Below are 17,708 nucleotides of genomic sequence, written 5' to 3' on the forward strand. Positions count from 1 at the left end.
TACATTACTCACTCACAAATCACAATACAATGAAACGTTTCGCATTTATTGCATGCCTTACACTCTCTTTGGTTGGGTACGCACAAGAAATACATCCAGATTACACCATAACAGATCAAGTATCCTATGAGTGTACTCCGGTAATAAGTCAAGGAAAAACGGGTACTTGCTGGAGTTTTTCTACCACTTCCTTTATTGAATCTGAAGTAGCTCGATTAGGCAAAGGGATGCACAATCTTTCAGAACTCTATCAAGTACGAAATACCTATCTGGATAAAGCCAGAAACTATATCTTACGACAGGGTAAGGCACAATTTAGTCAAGGAGCGTTGGCACACGATGTCATGAATTCTATTCAGAAATATGGGATAGTACCTAATCCAACCTATACAGGATTTACCGCTGCTGAAGCGGATCGTCACGATCACAGCGAATTAATTCAGCTACTTACCAATATGGTTGATAATGCGGTAGAAAATCAAATTTTATCAGATAAATGGTGGAAAAGTTATGAAGCTATGTTGGATATCTACCTGGGAGAAAAGCCAACATCTTTCACTTATAATAACAAGACATATACTCCTCAGGAATTTGCCAAGGAACTAGGCATTGACACCAAGAACTATATCACCCTTACTTCTTTTACGCATCACCCATTGTATAGCAGTTTTATATTGGAAATCCCTGATAATTTTTCAAACGGGGTATATTACAACATTCCACTAGATGAATTACAACAGGTAGTAGATCATGCCCTAAAAGAAGGATACACCGTGGCTTGGGATGGAGATGTAAGCGAAGTAGGATTTTCTCAAAAAAGTGGATTAGCCATTTTGAGTAAGGAAGAGGAAAAGAAAGATGCTTTTAAAAAATATATCAAAGAAGAGGTTGTAACTCCTGAGTCTCGCCAAAAAGAATTCGAAAACTACAATACTACAGATGATCATCTGATGCATATTGTAGGAAAGGGAGTCGATAAAAAAGGTAAAGTCTATTATAAGATCAAAAACTCTTGGGGGCAGCAAGGTGTTCATAATGGATATCTCTACATGTCTGAAGCCTATTTTAGAATGAAAACAGTAGGCATTCTATTGCATAAAGACGGTATGCCCAAACAAGTAAAAGAAAAAGTATAACAACAAAAAAAGGCTGTCGTAGGACAGCCTTTTTTTATTCTAGTATATCGTTTAGAATTGCTCTCTTCCAGAAAAGTGGAAAGCACCCTCGATAGCAGCATTTTCATCACTATCACTTCCGTGCACAGCGTTTTCGCTAATCGATGTCGCATATTTTTTACGAATAGTTCCTTCTGCAGCTTCTTCAGGATTAGTAGCCCCAATTAAAGTTCTAAAATCCTCTACAGCATTTTCCTTTTCTAAAATAGCTGCTACAATAGGACCACTTGTCATATACTCTACTAACTCTCCATAGAAAGGACGCTCTTTATGCACCGCATAAAATTCTTTAGCATCATTGGTAGTAAGCTGAGTCAATTTCATAGCCACAATTCTAAATCCTGATGCCGTAATTTGTTCAAGGATCGCTCCGATATATCCTTTTCTTACCGCATCCGGTTTTAGCATTGTAAAAGTTCTGTTTGTTGCCATTGTATATTTTTTTATTGTCAACTTCTGAAAGTAGAAGCAGGTTTACATTAATTAACGGAAAAATCCGGTTTTTAAATTTTTGTGCAAAAGTAGCTATAAAAGCTTCAAAAACAAGAATTATTATAAGAAAGTATCGTTCTTAGATCTCAACATTCAAAATCTAATCTTTGGGATATTGTTTTTTATATTCCTGTAAAACGATATTATTATCCCCTACCATTTGCATAGTAACAGTATAGGCATCCAAATCAAATTTTAACACTCCGTAGCTAGTTGAAGAAATGACTCTTCCTACCCGATATTGATTAGGTTCTCCTGTATAACCGGAATACGAATGCGTAAGCCCACTAGAAGTAAAATCAATCAATGGATATTTTAATCCTTCGATATTGGCCATAGAAAACTCTGAAATATGACGATCTCCACTCAAAATAATAGCATTTCTTACTCCTTTTTTAACTAGTAAATCCTTAAGTTTTTTTACTTCGTGAGGAAAGTTTCCCCAAGTTTCAAATCCATGCTCCCATGACAAAAACTGAATACTACTTACAATGACCAAAAAATCAGAAAAGTTATTCTCGAGTTCTTGTTCCAGCCATTGCCATTGTTTTTCTCCCAAAACTGTTCCTTCACCATTATCATAGGGCATATAACGTCTTTCTTCCGAAAAGTCTCTTTGTAAAGGAGATCTGAAATAACGTGTATCCAAAGTAATTACCTTTATACTTCCTTTTTCTATTTCAATTACTTCTGAAGTGTAAACCCCTTCTTGTGATCTTCTTGGATCATTTTTGGGCACACCAAAGAAATCTAAAAACAACTGTTGACTCTCTTTCTTTTTCTCCCATTCTACTCCGGCGTCATTTTTACCAAAATCATGATCATCCCAAGTTCCCATAATGGGTACTGATTTTTTTAATTTTTGATACCCTTTGTTTGAGTTCTGTATAGCATAATCGTTTTTGATTTTGTTCATATCATCAGAATCCGCATACACGATATCACCTCCCCAAATGAATACATTAGGATTTTGCTGTAGAATTCCTTCCCAAAAGGGTTGTGGATTATTCTGTTTGTTACAACTACCAAATGCAATCACAAAATCAGCTTGACTATCCAACTCCTTATGCTGCCCAATACCAAATTGGATTGTTATTGCGAACAAAAAGATCGTTAAACCCAGTTTTTTCATTACTTCACTTTAAGAATTCCTACAAAATTAATTGATCTAATATTACCAAAATATTATTTATCGTATATTCGCTGATCTATGAATATTCAAGAAATAAAACAGCTTTTAAGCACCCCAAAAAACATAGTAATCACCGCACACAAAAACCCTGACGGTGATGCAATAGGTTCTTCATTGGGTTTACATCATTACCTCTCCTCTTTGGGTCATAATAGCACCGTAATTATGCCCAACGAATACCCAGATTTTTTGAAGTGGGTTCCTGGAGAAGAAAACATCATAAAATATAATTGCGATACCGATGCTGCACAAACAAAGATAAGAGAAGCTGAAATGATTTTTACTCTGGATTATAATCATTTATCCAGAAGTGGAGAAATGCAAGAGAGTTTATCCTCTGCTGAAGCTATATTTGTAATGATCGATCATCACCAACAACCAGATGACTATGCACAATTTGTATATAGTGATGTTACGATGAGTTCTACATGCCAGATGGTGTATCATTTCATTCAAAAATTGGATGATCTAGATAAAATTACTCCAGAACTAGCCACTTGTATTTATGTGGGTATTATGACTGATACCGGATCTTTCCGATTCCGATCTACGACAAGTGTTACACACAAAGTTGTTGCCGATTTGATAGATCGGGGTGCAAACAATACCGCTATACACGAAAACATTTACGATACGAATACCTTGTCAAGATTGCAGTTAAAAGGTGTAGCGCTTAAAAATCTTAAGGTGTTATCCGAATACAATACCGCTTATATTTCACTTTCGCAAGCAGAGTTGGATCAACATAATTTCAAAAAAGGAGATACCGAAGGGTTCGTTAACATAGGCTTATCTATCGAAGGGGTTAAATTTGCGGCTATTTTTATAGAGAATAAAACCGAAGGGATTATCAAAATTTCTTTGCGTTCAAAAGGAGATTTTTCGGTCAACGAATTCTCTAGAGATCATTTTGAAGGTGGTGGGCACCACAACGCCGCAGGAGGAAAAAGTAATCTTTCTTTATCAGAAACTGTTGAGAAATTTATTAGTATCTTACCATCATATAAAAACCTCCTGAATCCATGAAATTAGTACTATATATCTTTGGCTTTTTGATAGTATTTTCCTCTTGTAAAACTCAGGAAGCTCGTAGGCCCGTGAGTGTAAAATCAGGTTCATTTATTTCTGAATCGATAACAAGAAACAAGCAACTTGCTGCAAAAGAAGAAGGTCTTATCAAAAAAATTATGGATAACGACACGCTGAATGAATATATCACTTCTGAAGGTGGCTTTTGGTATTACTACAACAAAAAAGATACAATATCCCAAAAAACTCCAAAATTTGGAGATATTGTAAATTTCAATTATGACATCAAAGACTTAAACGGAAACCTCATTTATTCGAAGACCGAACTAGACACAGTAACTTATTACATTGATAAAGAAGAACTTTTCCTTGGATTGCGGGAAGGATTGAAATTGATGAAGGAAGGAGAAGTAGTTACTTTTTTATTCCCTTCGTATCAAGCGTATGGATATTATGGAGACAATCATAAGATTGGGACAAATATTCCGTTAATGAGTGAGGTAACTTTACATAAAATCACGAAAGAATCAACAACAGAAAATTAATTAAACCTAAAAATGAAAAAATTAAATCTCTTATTCTTAGCTATTATTGCTATTACTGTAGTGGGCTGCAAAGAAAAATATCCTGAATTACCTGAAGGAGTCTATGCCGAAATCGTTACCAACCAAGGTACTGCCGTTGCTAAATTATATTATGATGCAACCCCGCTAACTGTAGCAAATTTTGTTTCTCTAGCTGAAGGGACCAATACTATGGTAGATAGTTCTTATCTAGGAAAACAATTCTATAATGGTGTAGTTTTTCACCGTGTCATCAAAGACTTTATGATTCAGGGAGGAGATCCTCTAGGTACAGGATCTGGAGATCCAGGTTATAAATTCCCAGATGAAATCGTAGATTCTCTTACTCACAAATCAAAAGGAATTTTATCGATGGCCAACTCTGGACCAAACACCAATGGAAGTCAGTTTTTTATTACCCTAAAGGATACGCCTTGGTTAAACGGTAGACATACTGTGTTTGGTGAAGTAGTTGTGGGGCAAGATGTAATCGATAGCATTGGAGTAGCAGAAACCGGACAAAGAGATAAGCCAAAAAGTGAAATTAAAATGCTAGAGGTGAATATTCTTAGAAAAGGAAAAGAAGCTAAAAATTTCAAAGCGGCAGATATTTTCACAGACAAGCTACAACAAATCAAGGAAGAGGAAGAGGAAAAAGAGCGAAAAGCTGAGGCAAAAGCAAAAGAAATTGCTGCTAACTTTGAAGCTTTAAAGGCAAAAGCAACCAAATTAGAAAGTGGCTTAGAAATTTTATTTGTTCACAAAGAAGAAAATGGTCAAAAACCAAAACCTACTGATATCGTAAATATCAACTACGCTGGATACTTTACAGATGGTAAGGCATTTGACACCAATATTCGTGAAAAAGCTGAAGAATTAGGGATATTCAATGAAAGAAGAGCGGCAGACCCTAGAGGATATGCGCCGATTCCTATGCCGTATTCTCCAGATGCACAAATGATTCCTGGATTTAAAGAAGGAGCTCAACAAATGAATATTGGAGATAAAGCCATTTTATTCATCCCATCTCATTTAGGATATGGTGAAAGAGGTGCTCGTGCAATTCCACCTAACTCTGATTTAGTCTTCGAACTTGAGTTAGTAGGTATTAGAGACAAAGCTCCTGGAGCAGCACAATAAACACTAAAAAAGTTATATAAAAAACATCCCGATCGATTGATCGGGATGTTTTTTATGCTTTAGTTTTTAGGAATATTACTTAGAATCTCCTTTACAAACTTCCAATATTTTTGTACCGAAGATATACTCGCTCTCTCATCTGGAGAATGTGCTCCCAAAATGGTAGGACCAAAAGAAATCATATCCAAATTAGGATAATTCTGTCCCAATATCCCACATTCTAAACCGGCATGACAGGCAGCAACATGAGCCTTTTCTCCATTTATATCTTGATACAATTGATCAAGAACTTTTAAAATTGGCGAATCCATATTTGGCGCCCAACCTGGATAATCTCCACTTGTGGTTACCTCGCACCCTATCAATTCAAAAGTTGCTCTTAATTTGTTCACCAAATCAATTTTTGAAGACTCTACACTACTCCTGGTTAAGCATTCGATAACCACCTTTCCATTTCCTATAGAGACCTTAGCAATGTTATTTGAAGTCTCTACCAAGTCATTGATAGAAGCACTCATAGTATAAATCCCATTATGCGCAGCATATAATGCTTTCAATACTCCTTCTTGTACTCCCAATTCCATTACACTTTTAGGAAGGTCTGTTTTTTTAATCTCAATCCTTAAATTTGGTTCTGATATGGCTAGTTCATTTTGAATCGTTTGAATTAATTGCCCGGTTTCAAAAACAAAAGCTTCTTCCTGTATCCCATCGACCACAATCGTTGCAAAACTTTCTCTAGGAATCGCATTTCGCAAGCTTCCTCCTTTTATGGCACTCACCTGCAAACCGAAATTTTCAAAACCTTCAAATAATAGTCTATTCATAATTTTATTGGCATTACCCAATCCCTTATGAATATCCATCCCAGAATGTCCACCATTAAGTCCTGTAACGGCAATGGTATATCCTACTTTACCTTCAGCAACATCTTCTTCCTGGTAGGTTCTTTGGGCAGTAACATCAATTCCTCCTGCACACCCTACTCCTATTTCATCATCTTCTTCGGTATCCAAATTCAACAAAATATCACCTTTTAACCATCCACCTTCTAATCCCATAGCACCAGTCATTCCTGTTTCTTCATCAATGGTAAACAATGCCTCTATAGCTGGGTGTTCAATATCTTTGGATTCAAGAATCGCCATAATCGTAGCTACTCCCAATCCATTGTCTGCACCCAAGGTAGTACCTTTTGCACGTACCCAATCTCCATCTACATACATTTCAATTCCTTGTTGATCAAAATCAAAGTCTGTATCTGCATTTTTTTGGTGTACCATATCCAGATGCGACTGCATCACCACAGTTTTTCGATCTTCCAGACCGGGTGTTGCCGGTTTTTTGATAAGTACATTTCCAACTTTATCGACTTCGGTGACCAAACCAAGAGATTCTCCAAACGCTGTCATAAAGGCGATAACACGTTCTTCTTTTTTTGAGGGTCTGGGAACCGCATTAAGATCTGCAAATTTATCCCAAAGTACTTTAGGTTCTAAGTTTCTTATTTCTGAATTCATGAGTATTTTGTCTTTTCGCAAATGTACTATATTAAGATAATCTTAAACATAATGATATATTAAATGTTGTAGATTTATCGTTCTATTATATATTTATCGAATGCAATCCAAAACCAAACTTTATCTTACTTTATTCTTACCTATTCAGATACTAGTGATTAAAGTAATTTCTTTTTTCCCTGAGCTTATAGAAAATGTATACAGTAATGGAGTTTTTGTATATACCTCTAAAGCCTTGAGATATGTCTTTGGTTGGATTCCTTTTTCTTTTGGGGATGTATTATATGCTGTACTCATCGTATTATTAATTCGTTTTTTAATCCGAAAAGTATTCACAAAAAAGATACTTTGGAAAGAAGTGCTCTTAGATATTGGAGCGACTTTGTCCATCGTATATGCTTGTTTCCACTTATTATGGGGAATGAACTACTACAGGTTACCACTTCATGAAATTATAGATATTGAAGATCAGTACACAGAGCAAGAACTAATTTCGGTGACTGAAAATCTAATAACACATGCTAATCGATTACATACCAAATTAGAACCCAACGACTCTTTGTCTATTGCAATGCCGTATACCAAGGATGAGATTTTTCAAAAAACCGTACCTGCGTATCAACAATTGCAAACCTTGTTACCACAGTTGAATGTATATAACCCAAAAAGTATTAAAACTTCTTTGTTGAGTATTCCACTCACCTATATGGGGTTTAGTGGGTATCTCAATCCAATTACCAACGAGGCACAGGTGAATGGACTTATCTTAAACTACAAAGCACCTACTACCAGTTGCCATGAAGAAGCACATCAAATTGGTTTTGCCAAAGAAAACGAAGCTAATTTTCTGGCTGCTTTGACCACAATAAACTACGATGATGATTATTTTAAATACAGCGGAACTACGTTTGCCCTAAAATTCTGCATCAATGATCTTTATTTGCGAAATGAGGAAAAAGCCATTTGCCTCATAGAGGAACTACGTCCGGGAATCAGAAAAAACTATCGAGAGGTAAACGAGTTCTGGGAATCTTATGAAAATCCTCTAGAGCCTATTTTCAAAAGTACATATGATAGTTACCTGAAAGTCAACAATCAGCCAGACGGTATAGAAACTTATAGTTATGTGGTCGCCTTATTGGTGAATTACTACAAAAAGCATTCGATATAATCCAATCTACACCTCCTCTATCCCGGTTTATCCTTTTTTAAACTCTTTCATATCCTCTAATGCACTTACCAACATGTTGACATGATTAAGGGTGCAACTCTCTCCCATAATTCCTACTCGCCAAATCTTACCTGCAAAGGCACCAAGTCCTCCTCCTACTTCAATATTGTACTCATTCAACAATTTTGATCGTATTAATCCCTCATCATTCCCCTCTGGCAAGAAAACAGAGTTCAGGTTTGGTAACCGATATGGTTCTTCTACCAGGTATTTAAATCCAAGTGCTTCTAACTTGCTTTTCAATACCTGATGTACCTCCTGATGTCGTTTCCAACGATTTTCCAATCCTTCTTCCAGAACAATTCTAAGCGACTCTCTAAGCGCATACACCGAGGATACCGGAGCCGTATGGTGATAGGCCCGCTTGGCTCCTCCCCAATAGTTTTTTACCAAACTCAAATCCAAAAACCAACTTTGCACCTTAGTTTTTCTATTTTCTAACGCTTTGACCGCTCTATCCGAAAAACTTACCGGAGATAAACCCGGAGGAGCACTAAGGCATTTTTGTGTACCCGTATAAATAGCATCTACACCCCATTCATCTACTTTAAGCTCTACTCCACAATAAGAGGTTACTGCATCTACCATCAACAAACCTCCTGCATTATGCACAAGATCACTTATTTCTTTAAGAGGTTGTAGTGCTCCTGTAGAAGTTTCGGCATGTACTAAAGCCAACAATTTTGGTTTAGGACATTTTTCCAAAGCCTTCTTTACATCTTCTGGGGTTACCACAGTACCCCATTCTTTTTCTATTTTGTATACATTAGCTCCACAACGTTCTGCTATATCTGCCATTCTTCCACCAAAAACTCCATTGATACAAATAATAGCATCATCCCCCGGTTCCAAAAGGTTAACCAGACAAGTTTCCATACCGGCACTTCCTGGAGCAGAGACCACAAAAGTGAGATGGTTCTTGGTGATAAAGGTATCTTGCACCATGGTTTTCACCTCATCCATAATCGTTACAAATTCTGGATCCAAATGTCCTATCAAAGGTGTACTCATGGCCTTTAATACTCTTGGGTGAGCGTCTGATGGCCCTGGTCCCATTAAAATTCTTGTACTGGTATTTAACTCGTTATACATAAAGAAAGCGTTTTTAAGCTACTATATCGTTTTCGTAAATCAAATAAATAAAAAGCATAAAATTAGCTAATTCTTTGCGTTTGCTTTTGAGCGCAAAAGAGGATTTTACTTCAAAACCTTTATGAAAATGACAAATACATAATTCTGATAATCAAAAAGGCTTCTGAAATGAAATATTCTCAAAATAGGAAGGCTATTTTTATCAAAAAAATTATGCCCGATGCTGAAAAAAGAAATGCCTATTGCGCATTGCAATAGGCATTTTATCGTTATTCTTTACTCGTTCTGTCTAGAGAGATTCTTGTTTTTCTTCTTTTGGTTTTTGAAATAGGCTAGCTGCAGGTTTATCTTTACTAGCAAGCGCATTTACAAAGCTTCTTTCACTCTTTACATCCCCTACTACTCCATCTTTGTAATCTCTCCACTTCAAGGTTTTAGGAAGTACCAAACCATTAACATCATTCCAATCAGCATACTCGATCAAGCTTATTTTTTCGCTGGTTTCTTTACTAAAGAAAGTAACCGTATATCCTAAAAACTTCATTTGCTTAGAATTGGCATCATAGTACAAGAAATAATTATCCTTTGGAGAATCTCCTACGTCTTCTCCGTAAGAAATTTTATATCCGGGATACGATACTCCATCTACCTGTAAATCTTCAACTTTTTCATAGAACACTCCTTCGTCACCCAAAACAAAAGGCATTGCATAAAAGTAGAACATCAGGTTATGATAGAATCTTGGATTTCCTTTGAAATATGTTGAATCTTGTTCTAACCAAGCTTCTTTTCCGTCAAAACCTAAGGCGAATTTATTTGATTCGATTCGGGCATGACGGGATTTAAGATCTGTAGTATGTTTTTCGTTTCCACCTTCTTTTTCCATTTCAAATACGAGAGTATTCATAGTATCAAAGGCTTTGATACCACCATGGGCGGCAAAAACAGCATTGATTTCTTCTGGAAAATTACCCGATCTATCTGGTGTAACTTCTTCTTTAGGAGTTTCTGATACTACTATTGTTTGGTCTGATTTCACCTCTTGTTTACAGGAAATCAGTACAAGCACTAATAGTAAAAGTGTTGATAGTTTTTTCATGTGTAAGATTGTTCTTTTAGTTTTAAGAGGGAATAGTCGAAAATAACGATCAACCTTACAAAAGGTAATGAATTTTATCTTTTTCTTGTCTTTTCTCCACCTTCATACACATAATTTTTATCATAAAAGATGTAGTCTATATCATCGTATTTAAAAGTACCTGGATCCGCTCCATCAATGATTTCTCCCAGAAAAAAGACATGCTTAGCATCTTTTGCATAACCATAACCGACTTCTTCAAATGATGAGGCATCAACTTCACTATGAATTTCTCCTTCATAATACATTTTATTACCAACCTTAAGCCATTTTTTCTCTTCAAAAAATGTAATCTGTTTTGGGTCCTCAAATGGAATACTAGCAATTTCATCAGTATCCTCGTATTGTATACTTCCCAAATGAAAAAACAAATTTTGGTTGTCTCGTATACAATAAGACGTAAGAGATACAACCTCATGATCATTGATGTTGTCTATTTTCTGCAAAGGTTTTTGATACCTGTAGTGGTATACTCCGTCTTGATCTTTACAAAATTCTCCATTTATAATTTCAAATGATTCGTGATCAATTTCGGTTAGTTTCTCATTATTTCTGAAGATAACGTTTTTATCTCTTGCAAAATCATAGTTCAACTGTTCGTAGGTATCGGGATCTGCATCTTCTAATATCTTGAAACCCGTTTTAGTATCATCAAGGTAGGCATAGGCATCAACCAGCACATATACATGATTTTTGTCCAGTGGCACATAACCTTCAAGCACTCTAAAAGAAGGTACATCGATACCAAAATCAATAACTCTGGATTTGAAATAGGCATTTTCTTTATCCTTTGCATAATCTATTCCTAATACTTGAAAAGAACTCATATCCACCTCCATTTCGGTTTTACCAAGCTCAAACCAATTTCCCATGGGGCTGTAAACTATTTTCTCCTTGTCCTTAGTATAAAAATAGGAGTTCGAAACTTCTTCATTTACCAACCCTCCAAAAGGATTAAAGAAACGATACACCCCATAGACTAATAAAGAAATTAGGATAAAGAAAATAATTGCGATTGTCATGAGCACCTTTTTAACCATAAGACATTTCATTTTTAAAATGTACTATAACAAAGCTATAAAAAAGTACGGTAGCAATCTTTCCCTATAAACCGTGAAAATAAATGTGCTATGAATAAAAAACGTTTAGGTCTTCTGCTTTTTCTTTTTTGCTGCTGGAAAAAGAACATTGTTTAATATCAAGCGATAACCTGGAGAATTGGGATGTAGCTCAAGCTCTGTCTTTGGATCTCCAACACGGTGTGTATAATCTTCTGGATCATGACCTCCGTAAAAAGTAAAGAAGCCTTTTCCTTTTATCCCATGAATGTATCGAGCTTCGCCATTGGTTTTATTTTCACCCAGAATCAATACGTTGGATTTAATTTCATTAGGGTTATAGGCAGTTGTTTGCCCCATAAACCCTTTGACTAGTGCGGTATGATTTTGACATAACATAGTGGGAATAGGATCCCACTTGGCAGAAAAATCCATCAATGTGAAATAATCTGTCGTTTTTGAAATACGACGTTTACGCGTCATATCTATCGAAGAGAACTCATATACATTTGGACTGCGCTCTAACGTAAAGTTCTTAAACGCAAAGGTCTTGCTATAATCAATTTTTGATTGATAACCCGGTTCACTAGGATCTCCATCAAACATCGGCTCGCAGATATCTACGTTTTCTGCAGAAAGCGCGATTTCAAAACTATCGGTAGCACTGCACATTGCAAACATGAACCCGCCACCTACTACATAATCTCTAATTTTGAGAGCAACTGCTAATTTTTCTTCGGATACCTTATCATAGCCCAAAGATTTAGCCAGTTTTTCTGCTTCAGCTTTTTCCTTTATATACCATGGAAAGGCTCTATAAGTCGCATAGAACTTCCCGTATTGCCCAGTAAAATCTTCATGATGAAGGTGCAACCAATCATATAGAATTAGATTATCTTCTAATACCTCTTTATCATAAATGGTTTTGTAAGGAATTTCAGCAAAGGTGAGCACCATGGTTACTGCATCATCCCAAGGCTGATTACCTTTTGGGGAATATACTGCAATTTTTGGTGCTTTTTCTAATACTACAGCATCCATATTTTGAGAAGGACTGGCGATCTCGGTTAGAATTTCTTCGGTTTCACCATCACTTAACACTTCATAAGTCACCCCTCGAATAGTACATTCTTTTTTTATGGCCTCGGTATCTGGTAACAGAAAAGAACCTCCTCGGTAATTCAACAACCATTTTACCTTAAGATCCCTACTTAGTGTCCAATAGGTAATCCCATAAGCCTTTAAATGATTTTGTTGACCATCGGCATCCATAGGTATTAAAACATAAGATGCATAAGAAGGTATTACGCATAGCAACACCACTATGAGAAGGATACTATTTTTTAATTTTCCAGATACAATTGTTTTTTTAGAACGGTACTTCATCATCATTATCAGAATCATTTGTGCTCCCCCCGAAGGCTTCATCAGCACTTGGCAAATGACTAGTGCTAAATGGATCTTCTTCTTTTTCGTCATTCATCTTTGAATGAAATTCAAAAGGAGTGCTAAAGTCATCTAAGTTATCAAATTTACCTAAGTGACCAATGAATTTTAACCTAATATTCTCAAGTCCACCATTACGGTGCTTGGCAACTATAAATTCTCCCTGTCCTTGAGTAGGTGATCTTTCTTCGTCATCCCACTCGTCAATTTTATAATATTCTGGTCGGTAAATGAAAGATACAATATCCGCATCCTGCTCGATCGCTCCTGATTCACGAAGGTCACTAAGTAGTGGCCTTTTACTACCTCCCCTGGTTTCTACCGCACGAGAAAGCTGGGATAATGCGATTACAGGAACATTTAATTCTTTGGCCAAGGCTTTCAGGTTACGAGAGATGGTAGAGATCTCTTGTTCACGGTTACCATTTTTACCGGTTCCTCCTGCTGTCATTAACTGCAAATAATCTATTACGATCATTCGTATCCCATGTTGAGACGACAGACGACGTGCTTTTGCTCTAAGGTCAAAAATAGATAACGAGGGAGTATCATCGATAAACAAAGGTGCTTTTTCGAGATCTTTTACCTTTACATTCAATTGCTCCCACTCATGTTTTTCTAATTTCCCAGTACGTAACTTTTCTGAAGACAATCCTGTTTCTGAAGATATCAAACGAGTAATTAACTGTACCGAGGACATCTCCAAAGAAAAGAACGCTACTGGAATATTTTGTCCAACAGCCATATTTCTAGCCATCGAAAGCGTAAGTGCTGTTTTCCCCATACCAGGACGGGCAGCCACAATAATCAAATCACTGGGCTGCCAGCCCGAAGTTAGTTTGTCTAGCTTATCAAAACCAGACGGGATTCCACTTAAACCTTCTTTGTTTGATATTTCCTGTATCTTCTTTTTTGCTTGGATCACCAAACTTTGAGCAGTTTCGGTTGATCGCTTTATATTTCCTTGAGTAACCTCATATAATTTGGATTCGGCCATGTCCAAAAGATCAAAAACATCTGTAGTTTCGTCATACGACTCCTCAATAATTTCATTAGATATTTTGATCAGACTACGCTGAATATACTTTTGTAAAATAATACGAGCATGAAACTCGATATGTGCAGAAGAAGCGACTTTTTGAGTCAATTGTATCAAATAATAGTCCCCACCTGCTAATTCGAGTCTTCCATCCTTCTTTAACTGGCTCGAAACCGTTAATAAGTCAATAGGTTCCGAATTTTCGAAGAGTTTGTAGATGGACTCAAATATGTATTGATGCGCTTCGCGATAAAAGACATCAGGATTCAGTATATCGATTATTTCGTCAACCCCCTTTTTGTCGATCATCATCGCTCCGAGCACAACTTCCTCTAAATCAACGGCTTGAGGTGGTATTTTACCTTTCTCAAGTGCGATTACGTTCCCCTTTCCGTAACCAGCTTGTTGCAACTGCTGTACTTTTTCCATAACCACGAATGTAAAAAAATTGTAAAGAGATATACCCAATTACAAAGATACGAATGTCCACTGTTCTTCAACAAATGAACTGTTAATAAGTAAATTTTATTGTTAATAAGCATAAAAAAATCTGAAGTACAAAACTTCAGATTTAGGCAATAAGTGATTTTTTAGGGTCTAACCTTTAAAGACTCCCATATTTGCATATTTGTCCATACGTTTTTCTATCAAATCTTCTGGTGATAAGTTTTTTAGTTCTTCGTATGATGACAAAATTTTGTCTCTTACTGTTTTGAATATTTTTTCTCGATCACTATGTGCACCTCCCAAAGGTTCTTTCACAATTTCATCGATTAACTTCTGTTTCTTCATGTCGGTAGCAGTAAGCTTTAAGGCTTCTGCAGCTTGCTCTTTAAATTCCCAGCTACGCCATAAAATTGAAGAACAAGATTCTGGAGAAATTACCGAATACCAGGTGTTTTCTAACATCAATACTTTATCTCCCACTCCTATACCTAAGGCTCCTCCACTGGCTCCTTCTCCAATAATCACAACGATAATGGGTACTTTAAGGCGAGTCATTTCCAAAATATTACGAGCAATGGCTTCTCCTTGTCCTCTTTCTTCTGCTTCCAGTCCTGGATAAGCACCTGGCGTATCTACAAAACACACTACAGGGATATTAAATTTCTCGGCACTCTTCATCAATCGTAGTGCTTTTCGGTAACCTTCTGGATTCGCCATACCAAAGTTACGATATTGTCTGGTCTTGGTATTATATCCTTTCTGTTGACCAACAAACATAAAACTCTGATCTCCGATTTTTCCTAAACCGCCGATCATCGCTTTATCATCCTTTACTGTTCTATCACCGTGTAGTTCCAAAAAAGACTCTCCACAAATGGCATCCACATAATCCAATGTATATGGTCTGGAAGGGTGTCTTGAAAGTTGCACCCGTTGCCATGGAGTTAAATTTTTGTATATATCTTTTTTTGTCTCTTGTAGTTTCTTTTCTATCTGCTTGCAAGTATCAGTAACATCCACTTCGCTTTCCTCGCCTATGGCGCAAGCTTTTTCAAACTGTTCTTCAAGCTCTTTTATGGGGAGTTCAAATTCTAAATATTCCATAATCAAGAATATAATTTATGTTAACTAGGGTTAGCTGACAAATATAAAAACTTTACTTCGTAATGTTACCTAAAGTTGAAGTACTTTTTCTTTTTTTAGCATTTTTAAGGATTCCGTTGAGGATTACCGTACTCAAAATAATAAGCGCACCGTAGTAAAACTGGGGACTCATTTTTTCGGATTCTCCAAAAATAACCACCGCCAACATGATTCCATACACAGGTTCCAAATTGATGGTTAGCATTACAGTATAAGGACTCAAATACTTCATCACCTGCACAGAACCAATAAAAGCATAGGCTGTACATACAGAAGCAAGAATAAGCATATACGTCCAATCGGATACGGAAAGCTGAAAAAAGGAAACAGTAAATCCTTCAGTTTGACTCCCAAAAAACGTAAGAAACAGTAAATACAAGGTTATTACTCCTACACCACTTAGTAACTCATAGAACGAAATCATTGAGGGATTGTACTGCTGTGCTACTTTTCCATTGATTACTGAAAACACTGAAGATAGAAAAGCCGAACATAAAGCATACAGAATTCCTAAAAAATAATCTCCCTCTACTTGAAATATGATATAGAGCCCTAAAATGACCAGAAGACCAAAAAGGACTTCGTACCAGATCACTTTTCTTTTGTAAAATATAGGTTCTAAAATAGATGTAAAAAAAGCTCCTGTTGACAGCATTGCCAATGTTATAGAGACATTAGAAACTTTTATAGCTGCAAAAAAAGTAATCCAATGCAAGGCAATTACAATACCTGCAAAAAACAGGGTGAAAAAAAGTTTTCTTGAAATATGGAGCGCAATTTTCTTAAAACGGATATACAAATAAATAAATCCCGAAGCCAAAAGCATTCGATACCAAACCAGAGGTAACGCTTCTATAGAAATTAGTTCCCCCAGGATAGCTGTAAAGCCCCAAACAAATACTATAAAATGGAGATGTAAATAATTTTGAAGCTTAACGTTTGGCATTATACAGTAGGTAAATTGCTAAAATCCCAAAAGATATATTCGGAAACCAAACCGCAATAACCGGCGGAAAATCTGATTGATTGGCTAATGTACCCAATACCTTATCAAAAAAGATGAATACAAAAGCTAACGATATTCCTACGGCAAGGTTAACTCCCATACCCCCTCTTCTTTTCATAGAAGATACTGCTACTCCTATAATGGTCAAGATAAACGCAGACACCGGAATACTCCATCTTTTATATGCTACTACTTTGTATCGATTGATATCTGACGATCCCCGCTTGCTTTCTTTTTCAATAAACTTACTTAGTTCGGTATAATTTAAAGTTTCTGCCACATAAGTTACCGGAGTAAATTCATCGATATTAAAAGGAAGCACCGTATCCTTCTTGATTGCCTTTTCCAGGATATCTTCGTTTTCCAACACCTTGCGTTTTACAAAATCTCGAAGTTCATAGATGCTATCTTTGAAAGTAATTTTTTTTGCAGAGATCTTGGTATCCAATACATTTCCGTTGAAATATTCCAAAGTAAAATTAGTAGCCGATTTTTCTAAAGGTTTAAAATTATTGGCATACAAAAAGATACTATCATTAAGTTGTCTGTATACATTCTTGGTCTCCTGAACTTTTCGACCTTTTTTGAGATAGGAATATTTAAACTCATTAAATCCCTGACTGGCTTTAGGTGCCAAAAACAATCCCATCGCCAAAGCACCCAGGCAGATAATTACCGCACCGATCATATATGGTCTCAAAAACCGCCAAAAAGATACTCCCGAACTTAAAAAAGCAATAATTTCGGTCTTATTGGCCAATTTGGACGTAAACCAGATAACCGATAAAAAGACAAATAATGGAAACAGTAAATTGGCAAAATACACCATGAAATCGAGATAATACCCTATTACTGCCTCAACAGGAACTTTATGCTCCAGCATATTATCTATTTTCTCTGAAAGATCAACAATGATTCCTATTGGGATAAACAACAAAATCATTGTAAAAAATGTTCCCAAATATCTTTTCAGTATGTACCAGTCTAGTATTTTCAA

Annotated in this window: 16 protein-coding genes; 5 read left to right on the top strand and 11 right to left on the bottom strand. The window is 36.3% G+C overall.

Going from position 1 to position 17,708, the window contains the following annotated elements:
• Positions 1-29 precede the first annotated feature (29 nt).
• On the top strand, positions 30-1,136 hold the full coding sequence (locus tag BUE24_RS06480) for a C1 family peptidase (RefSeq protein ID WP_073315104.1): 1,107 nt from the start codon (positions 30-32) through the stop codon (positions 1,134-1,136).
• Between the two features lie 51 nt (positions 1,137-1,187).
• Here the strand turns inward: BUE24_RS06480 and BUE24_RS06485 are convergent, their stop codons facing one another.
• A complete protein-coding gene (locus BUE24_RS06485) occupies positions 1,188-1,607 on the bottom strand; it encodes a nucleoside-diphosphate kinase (protein WP_073315106.1) in 420 nt (139 codons plus the stop codon).
• Positions 1,608-1,767: 160 nt separating this feature from the next.
• Positions 1,768-2,799 (bottom strand): alkaline phosphatase D family protein, encoded by a 1,032-nt coding sequence (locus BUE24_RS06490; RefSeq protein WP_073315108.1) that lies wholly within the window; start codon positions 2,797-2,799, stop codon positions 1,768-1,770.
• A 78-nt stretch (positions 2,800-2,877) separates the two neighbouring features.
• On the opposite strand from BUE24_RS06490, the gene BUE24_RS06495 reads away from it, so the two are divergent.
• From BUE24_RS06495 to BUE24_RS06505, 3 genes are read left to right on the top strand one after another with little or no spacing between them, the layout of a single operon-like run.
• Entirely contained in the window at positions 2,878-3,885 is a 1,008-nt protein-coding gene (locus BUE24_RS06495) for a DHH family phosphoesterase (RefSeq protein ID WP_073315110.1), read from the top strand.
• Positions 3,882-4,433: a gliding motility-associated peptidyl-prolyl isomerase GldI gene (gldI, locus tag BUE24_RS06500; protein ID WP_073315112.1), complete on the top strand. Its 552-nt coding sequence runs from the start codon at positions 3,882-3,884 to the stop codon at positions 4,431-4,433. The genes BUE24_RS06495 and gldI overlap by 4 nt, the downstream gene beginning before the upstream one ends.
• Before the next feature lie 12 nt (positions 4,434-4,445).
• The gene (locus BUE24_RS06505) at positions 4,446-5,591 is read left to right on the top strand and encodes a peptidylprolyl isomerase (protein ID WP_073315114.1); all 1,146 of its coding nucleotides are present in this window, start codon (positions 4,446-4,448) and stop codon (positions 5,589-5,591) included.
• Between the two features lie 59 nt (positions 5,592-5,650).
• Here BUE24_RS06505 and BUE24_RS06510 read toward each other — a convergent pair whose 3' ends face one another.
• Positions 5,651-7,111: an aminoacyl-histidine dipeptidase gene (locus BUE24_RS06510; protein ID WP_073315116.1), complete on the bottom strand. Its 1,461-nt coding sequence runs from the start codon at positions 7,109-7,111 to the stop codon at positions 5,651-5,653.
• 154 nt (positions 7,112-7,265) lie between these two features.
• Between BUE24_RS06510 and BUE24_RS06515 the strand changes: the two genes are divergently transcribed.
• Positions 7,266-8,282, top strand: a complete 1,017-nt coding sequence (locus BUE24_RS06515; RefSeq protein WP_342039417.1) for a DUF3810 domain-containing protein — start codon at positions 7,266-7,268, stop codon at positions 8,280-8,282.
• Between the two features lie 27 nt (positions 8,283-8,309).
• Here the strand turns inward: BUE24_RS06515 and BUE24_RS06520 are convergent, their stop codons facing one another.
• The 8 genes from BUE24_RS06520 to BUE24_RS06555 all read right to left on the bottom strand — a co-directional run bounded on the left by BUE24_RS06520 (position 8,310) and on the right by BUE24_RS06555 (position 17,708).
• On the bottom strand, positions 8,310-9,434 hold the full coding sequence (locus BUE24_RS06520; protein WP_073315119.1) for a pyridoxal-phosphate-dependent aminotransferase family protein: 1,125 nt from the start codon (positions 9,432-9,434) through the stop codon (positions 8,310-8,312).
• Positions 9,435-9,723: 289 nt separating this feature from the next.
• Positions 9,724-10,533, bottom strand: coding sequence for a DUF6503 family protein (locus tag BUE24_RS06525; protein ID WP_073315121.1), 810 nt, complete (start codon positions 10,531-10,533; stop codon positions 9,724-9,726).
• Between the two features lie 74 nt (positions 10,534-10,607).
• Positions 10,608-11,594 carry a DKNYY domain-containing protein gene (locus BUE24_RS06530; protein ID WP_073315123.1) on the bottom strand — a complete coding sequence of 329 codons (987 nt, stop codon included), beginning with the start codon at positions 11,592-11,594 and terminating at the stop codon, positions 10,608-10,610.
• A gap of 123 nt (positions 11,595-11,717) precedes the next feature.
• Positions 11,718-12,902 carry an asparagine synthetase B gene (locus tag BUE24_RS06535; RefSeq protein WP_073315367.1) on the bottom strand — a complete coding sequence of 395 codons (1,185 nt, stop codon included), beginning with the start codon at positions 12,900-12,902 and terminating at the stop codon, positions 11,718-11,720.
• Between the two features lie 97 nt (positions 12,903-12,999).
• Positions 13,000-14,544, bottom strand: a complete 1,545-nt coding sequence (gene dnaB / locus BUE24_RS06540; RefSeq protein WP_073315124.1) for a replicative DNA helicase — start codon at positions 14,542-14,544, stop codon at positions 13,000-13,002.
• Between the two features lie 168 nt (positions 14,545-14,712).
• Positions 14,713-15,666, bottom strand: a complete 954-nt coding sequence (locus BUE24_RS06545) for an acetyl-CoA carboxylase carboxyltransferase subunit alpha (protein ID WP_073315126.1) — start codon at positions 15,664-15,666, stop codon at positions 14,713-14,715.
• A 52-nt stretch (positions 15,667-15,718) separates the two neighbouring features.
• Positions 15,719-16,651: a DMT family transporter gene (locus BUE24_RS06550; RefSeq protein WP_073315128.1), complete on the bottom strand. Its 933-nt coding sequence runs from the start codon at positions 16,649-16,651 to the stop codon at positions 15,719-15,721.
• The gene (locus BUE24_RS06555; protein ID WP_073315130.1) at positions 16,638-17,708 is read right to left on the bottom strand and encodes an LptF/LptG family permease; all 1,071 of its coding nucleotides are present in this window, start codon (positions 17,706-17,708) and stop codon (positions 16,638-16,640) included. Before BUE24_RS06555 ends, BUE24_RS06550 begins: the two co-directional genes overlap by 14 nt.

The sequence above is a fragment of the Aquimarina spongiae genome (genome assembly GCF_900141785.1).
In the GTDB taxonomy this organism is placed as follows: domain Bacteria; phylum Bacteroidota; class Bacteroidia; order Flavobacteriales; family Flavobacteriaceae; genus Aquimarina; species Aquimarina spongiae.

Excerpts from the sequence above, each read along its gene's own strand:
- BUE24_RS06480 (WP_073315104.1), top strand. The coding sequence starts at position 30 with ATGAAACGTTTCGCATTTATTGCATGCCTTACACTCTCTTTGGTTGGG.
- BUE24_RS06485 (WP_073315106.1), bottom strand. The coding sequence starts at position 1,607 with ATGGCAACAAACAGAACTTTTACAATGCTAAAACCGGATGCGGTAAGA.
- BUE24_RS06490 (WP_073315108.1), bottom strand. The coding sequence starts at position 2,799 with ATGAAAAAACTGGGTTTAACGATCTTTTTGTTCGCAATAACAATCCAA.
- BUE24_RS06495 (WP_073315110.1), top strand. The coding sequence starts at position 2,878 with ATGAATATTCAAGAAATAAAACAGCTTTTAAGCACCCCAAAAAACATA.
- gldI (WP_073315112.1), top strand. The coding sequence starts at position 3,882 with ATGAAATTAGTACTATATATCTTTGGCTTTTTGATAGTATTTTCCTCT.
- BUE24_RS06505 (WP_073315114.1), top strand. The coding sequence starts at position 4,446 with ATGAAAAAATTAAATCTCTTATTCTTAGCTATTATTGCTATTACTGTA.
- BUE24_RS06510 (WP_073315116.1), bottom strand. The coding sequence starts at position 7,111 with ATGAATTCAGAAATAAGAAACTTAGAACCTAAAGTACTTTGGGATAAA.
- BUE24_RS06520 (WP_073315119.1), bottom strand. The coding sequence starts at position 9,434 with ATGTATAACGAGTTAAATACCAGTACAAGAATTTTAATGGGACCAGGG.
- BUE24_RS06525 (WP_073315121.1), bottom strand. The coding sequence starts at position 10,533 with ATGAAAAAACTATCAACACTTTTACTATTAGTGCTTGTACTGATTTCC.
- BUE24_RS06530 (WP_073315123.1), bottom strand. The coding sequence starts at position 11,594 with ATGACAATCGCAATTATTTTCTTTATCCTAATTTCTTTATTAGTCTAT.
- BUE24_RS06535 (WP_073315367.1), bottom strand. The coding sequence starts at position 12,902 with ATGGATGCCGATGGTCAACAAAATCATTTAAAGGCTTATGGGATTACC.
- dnaB (WP_073315124.1), bottom strand. The coding sequence starts at position 14,544 with ATGGAAAAAGTACAGCAGTTGCAACAAGCTGGTTACGGAAAGGGGAAC.
- BUE24_RS06545 (WP_073315126.1), bottom strand. The coding sequence starts at position 15,666 with ATGGAATATTTAGAATTTGAACTCCCCATAAAAGAGCTTGAAGAACAG.
- BUE24_RS06550 (WP_073315128.1), bottom strand. The coding sequence starts at position 16,651 with ATGCCAAACGTTAAGCTTCAAAATTATTTACATCTCCATTTTATAGTA.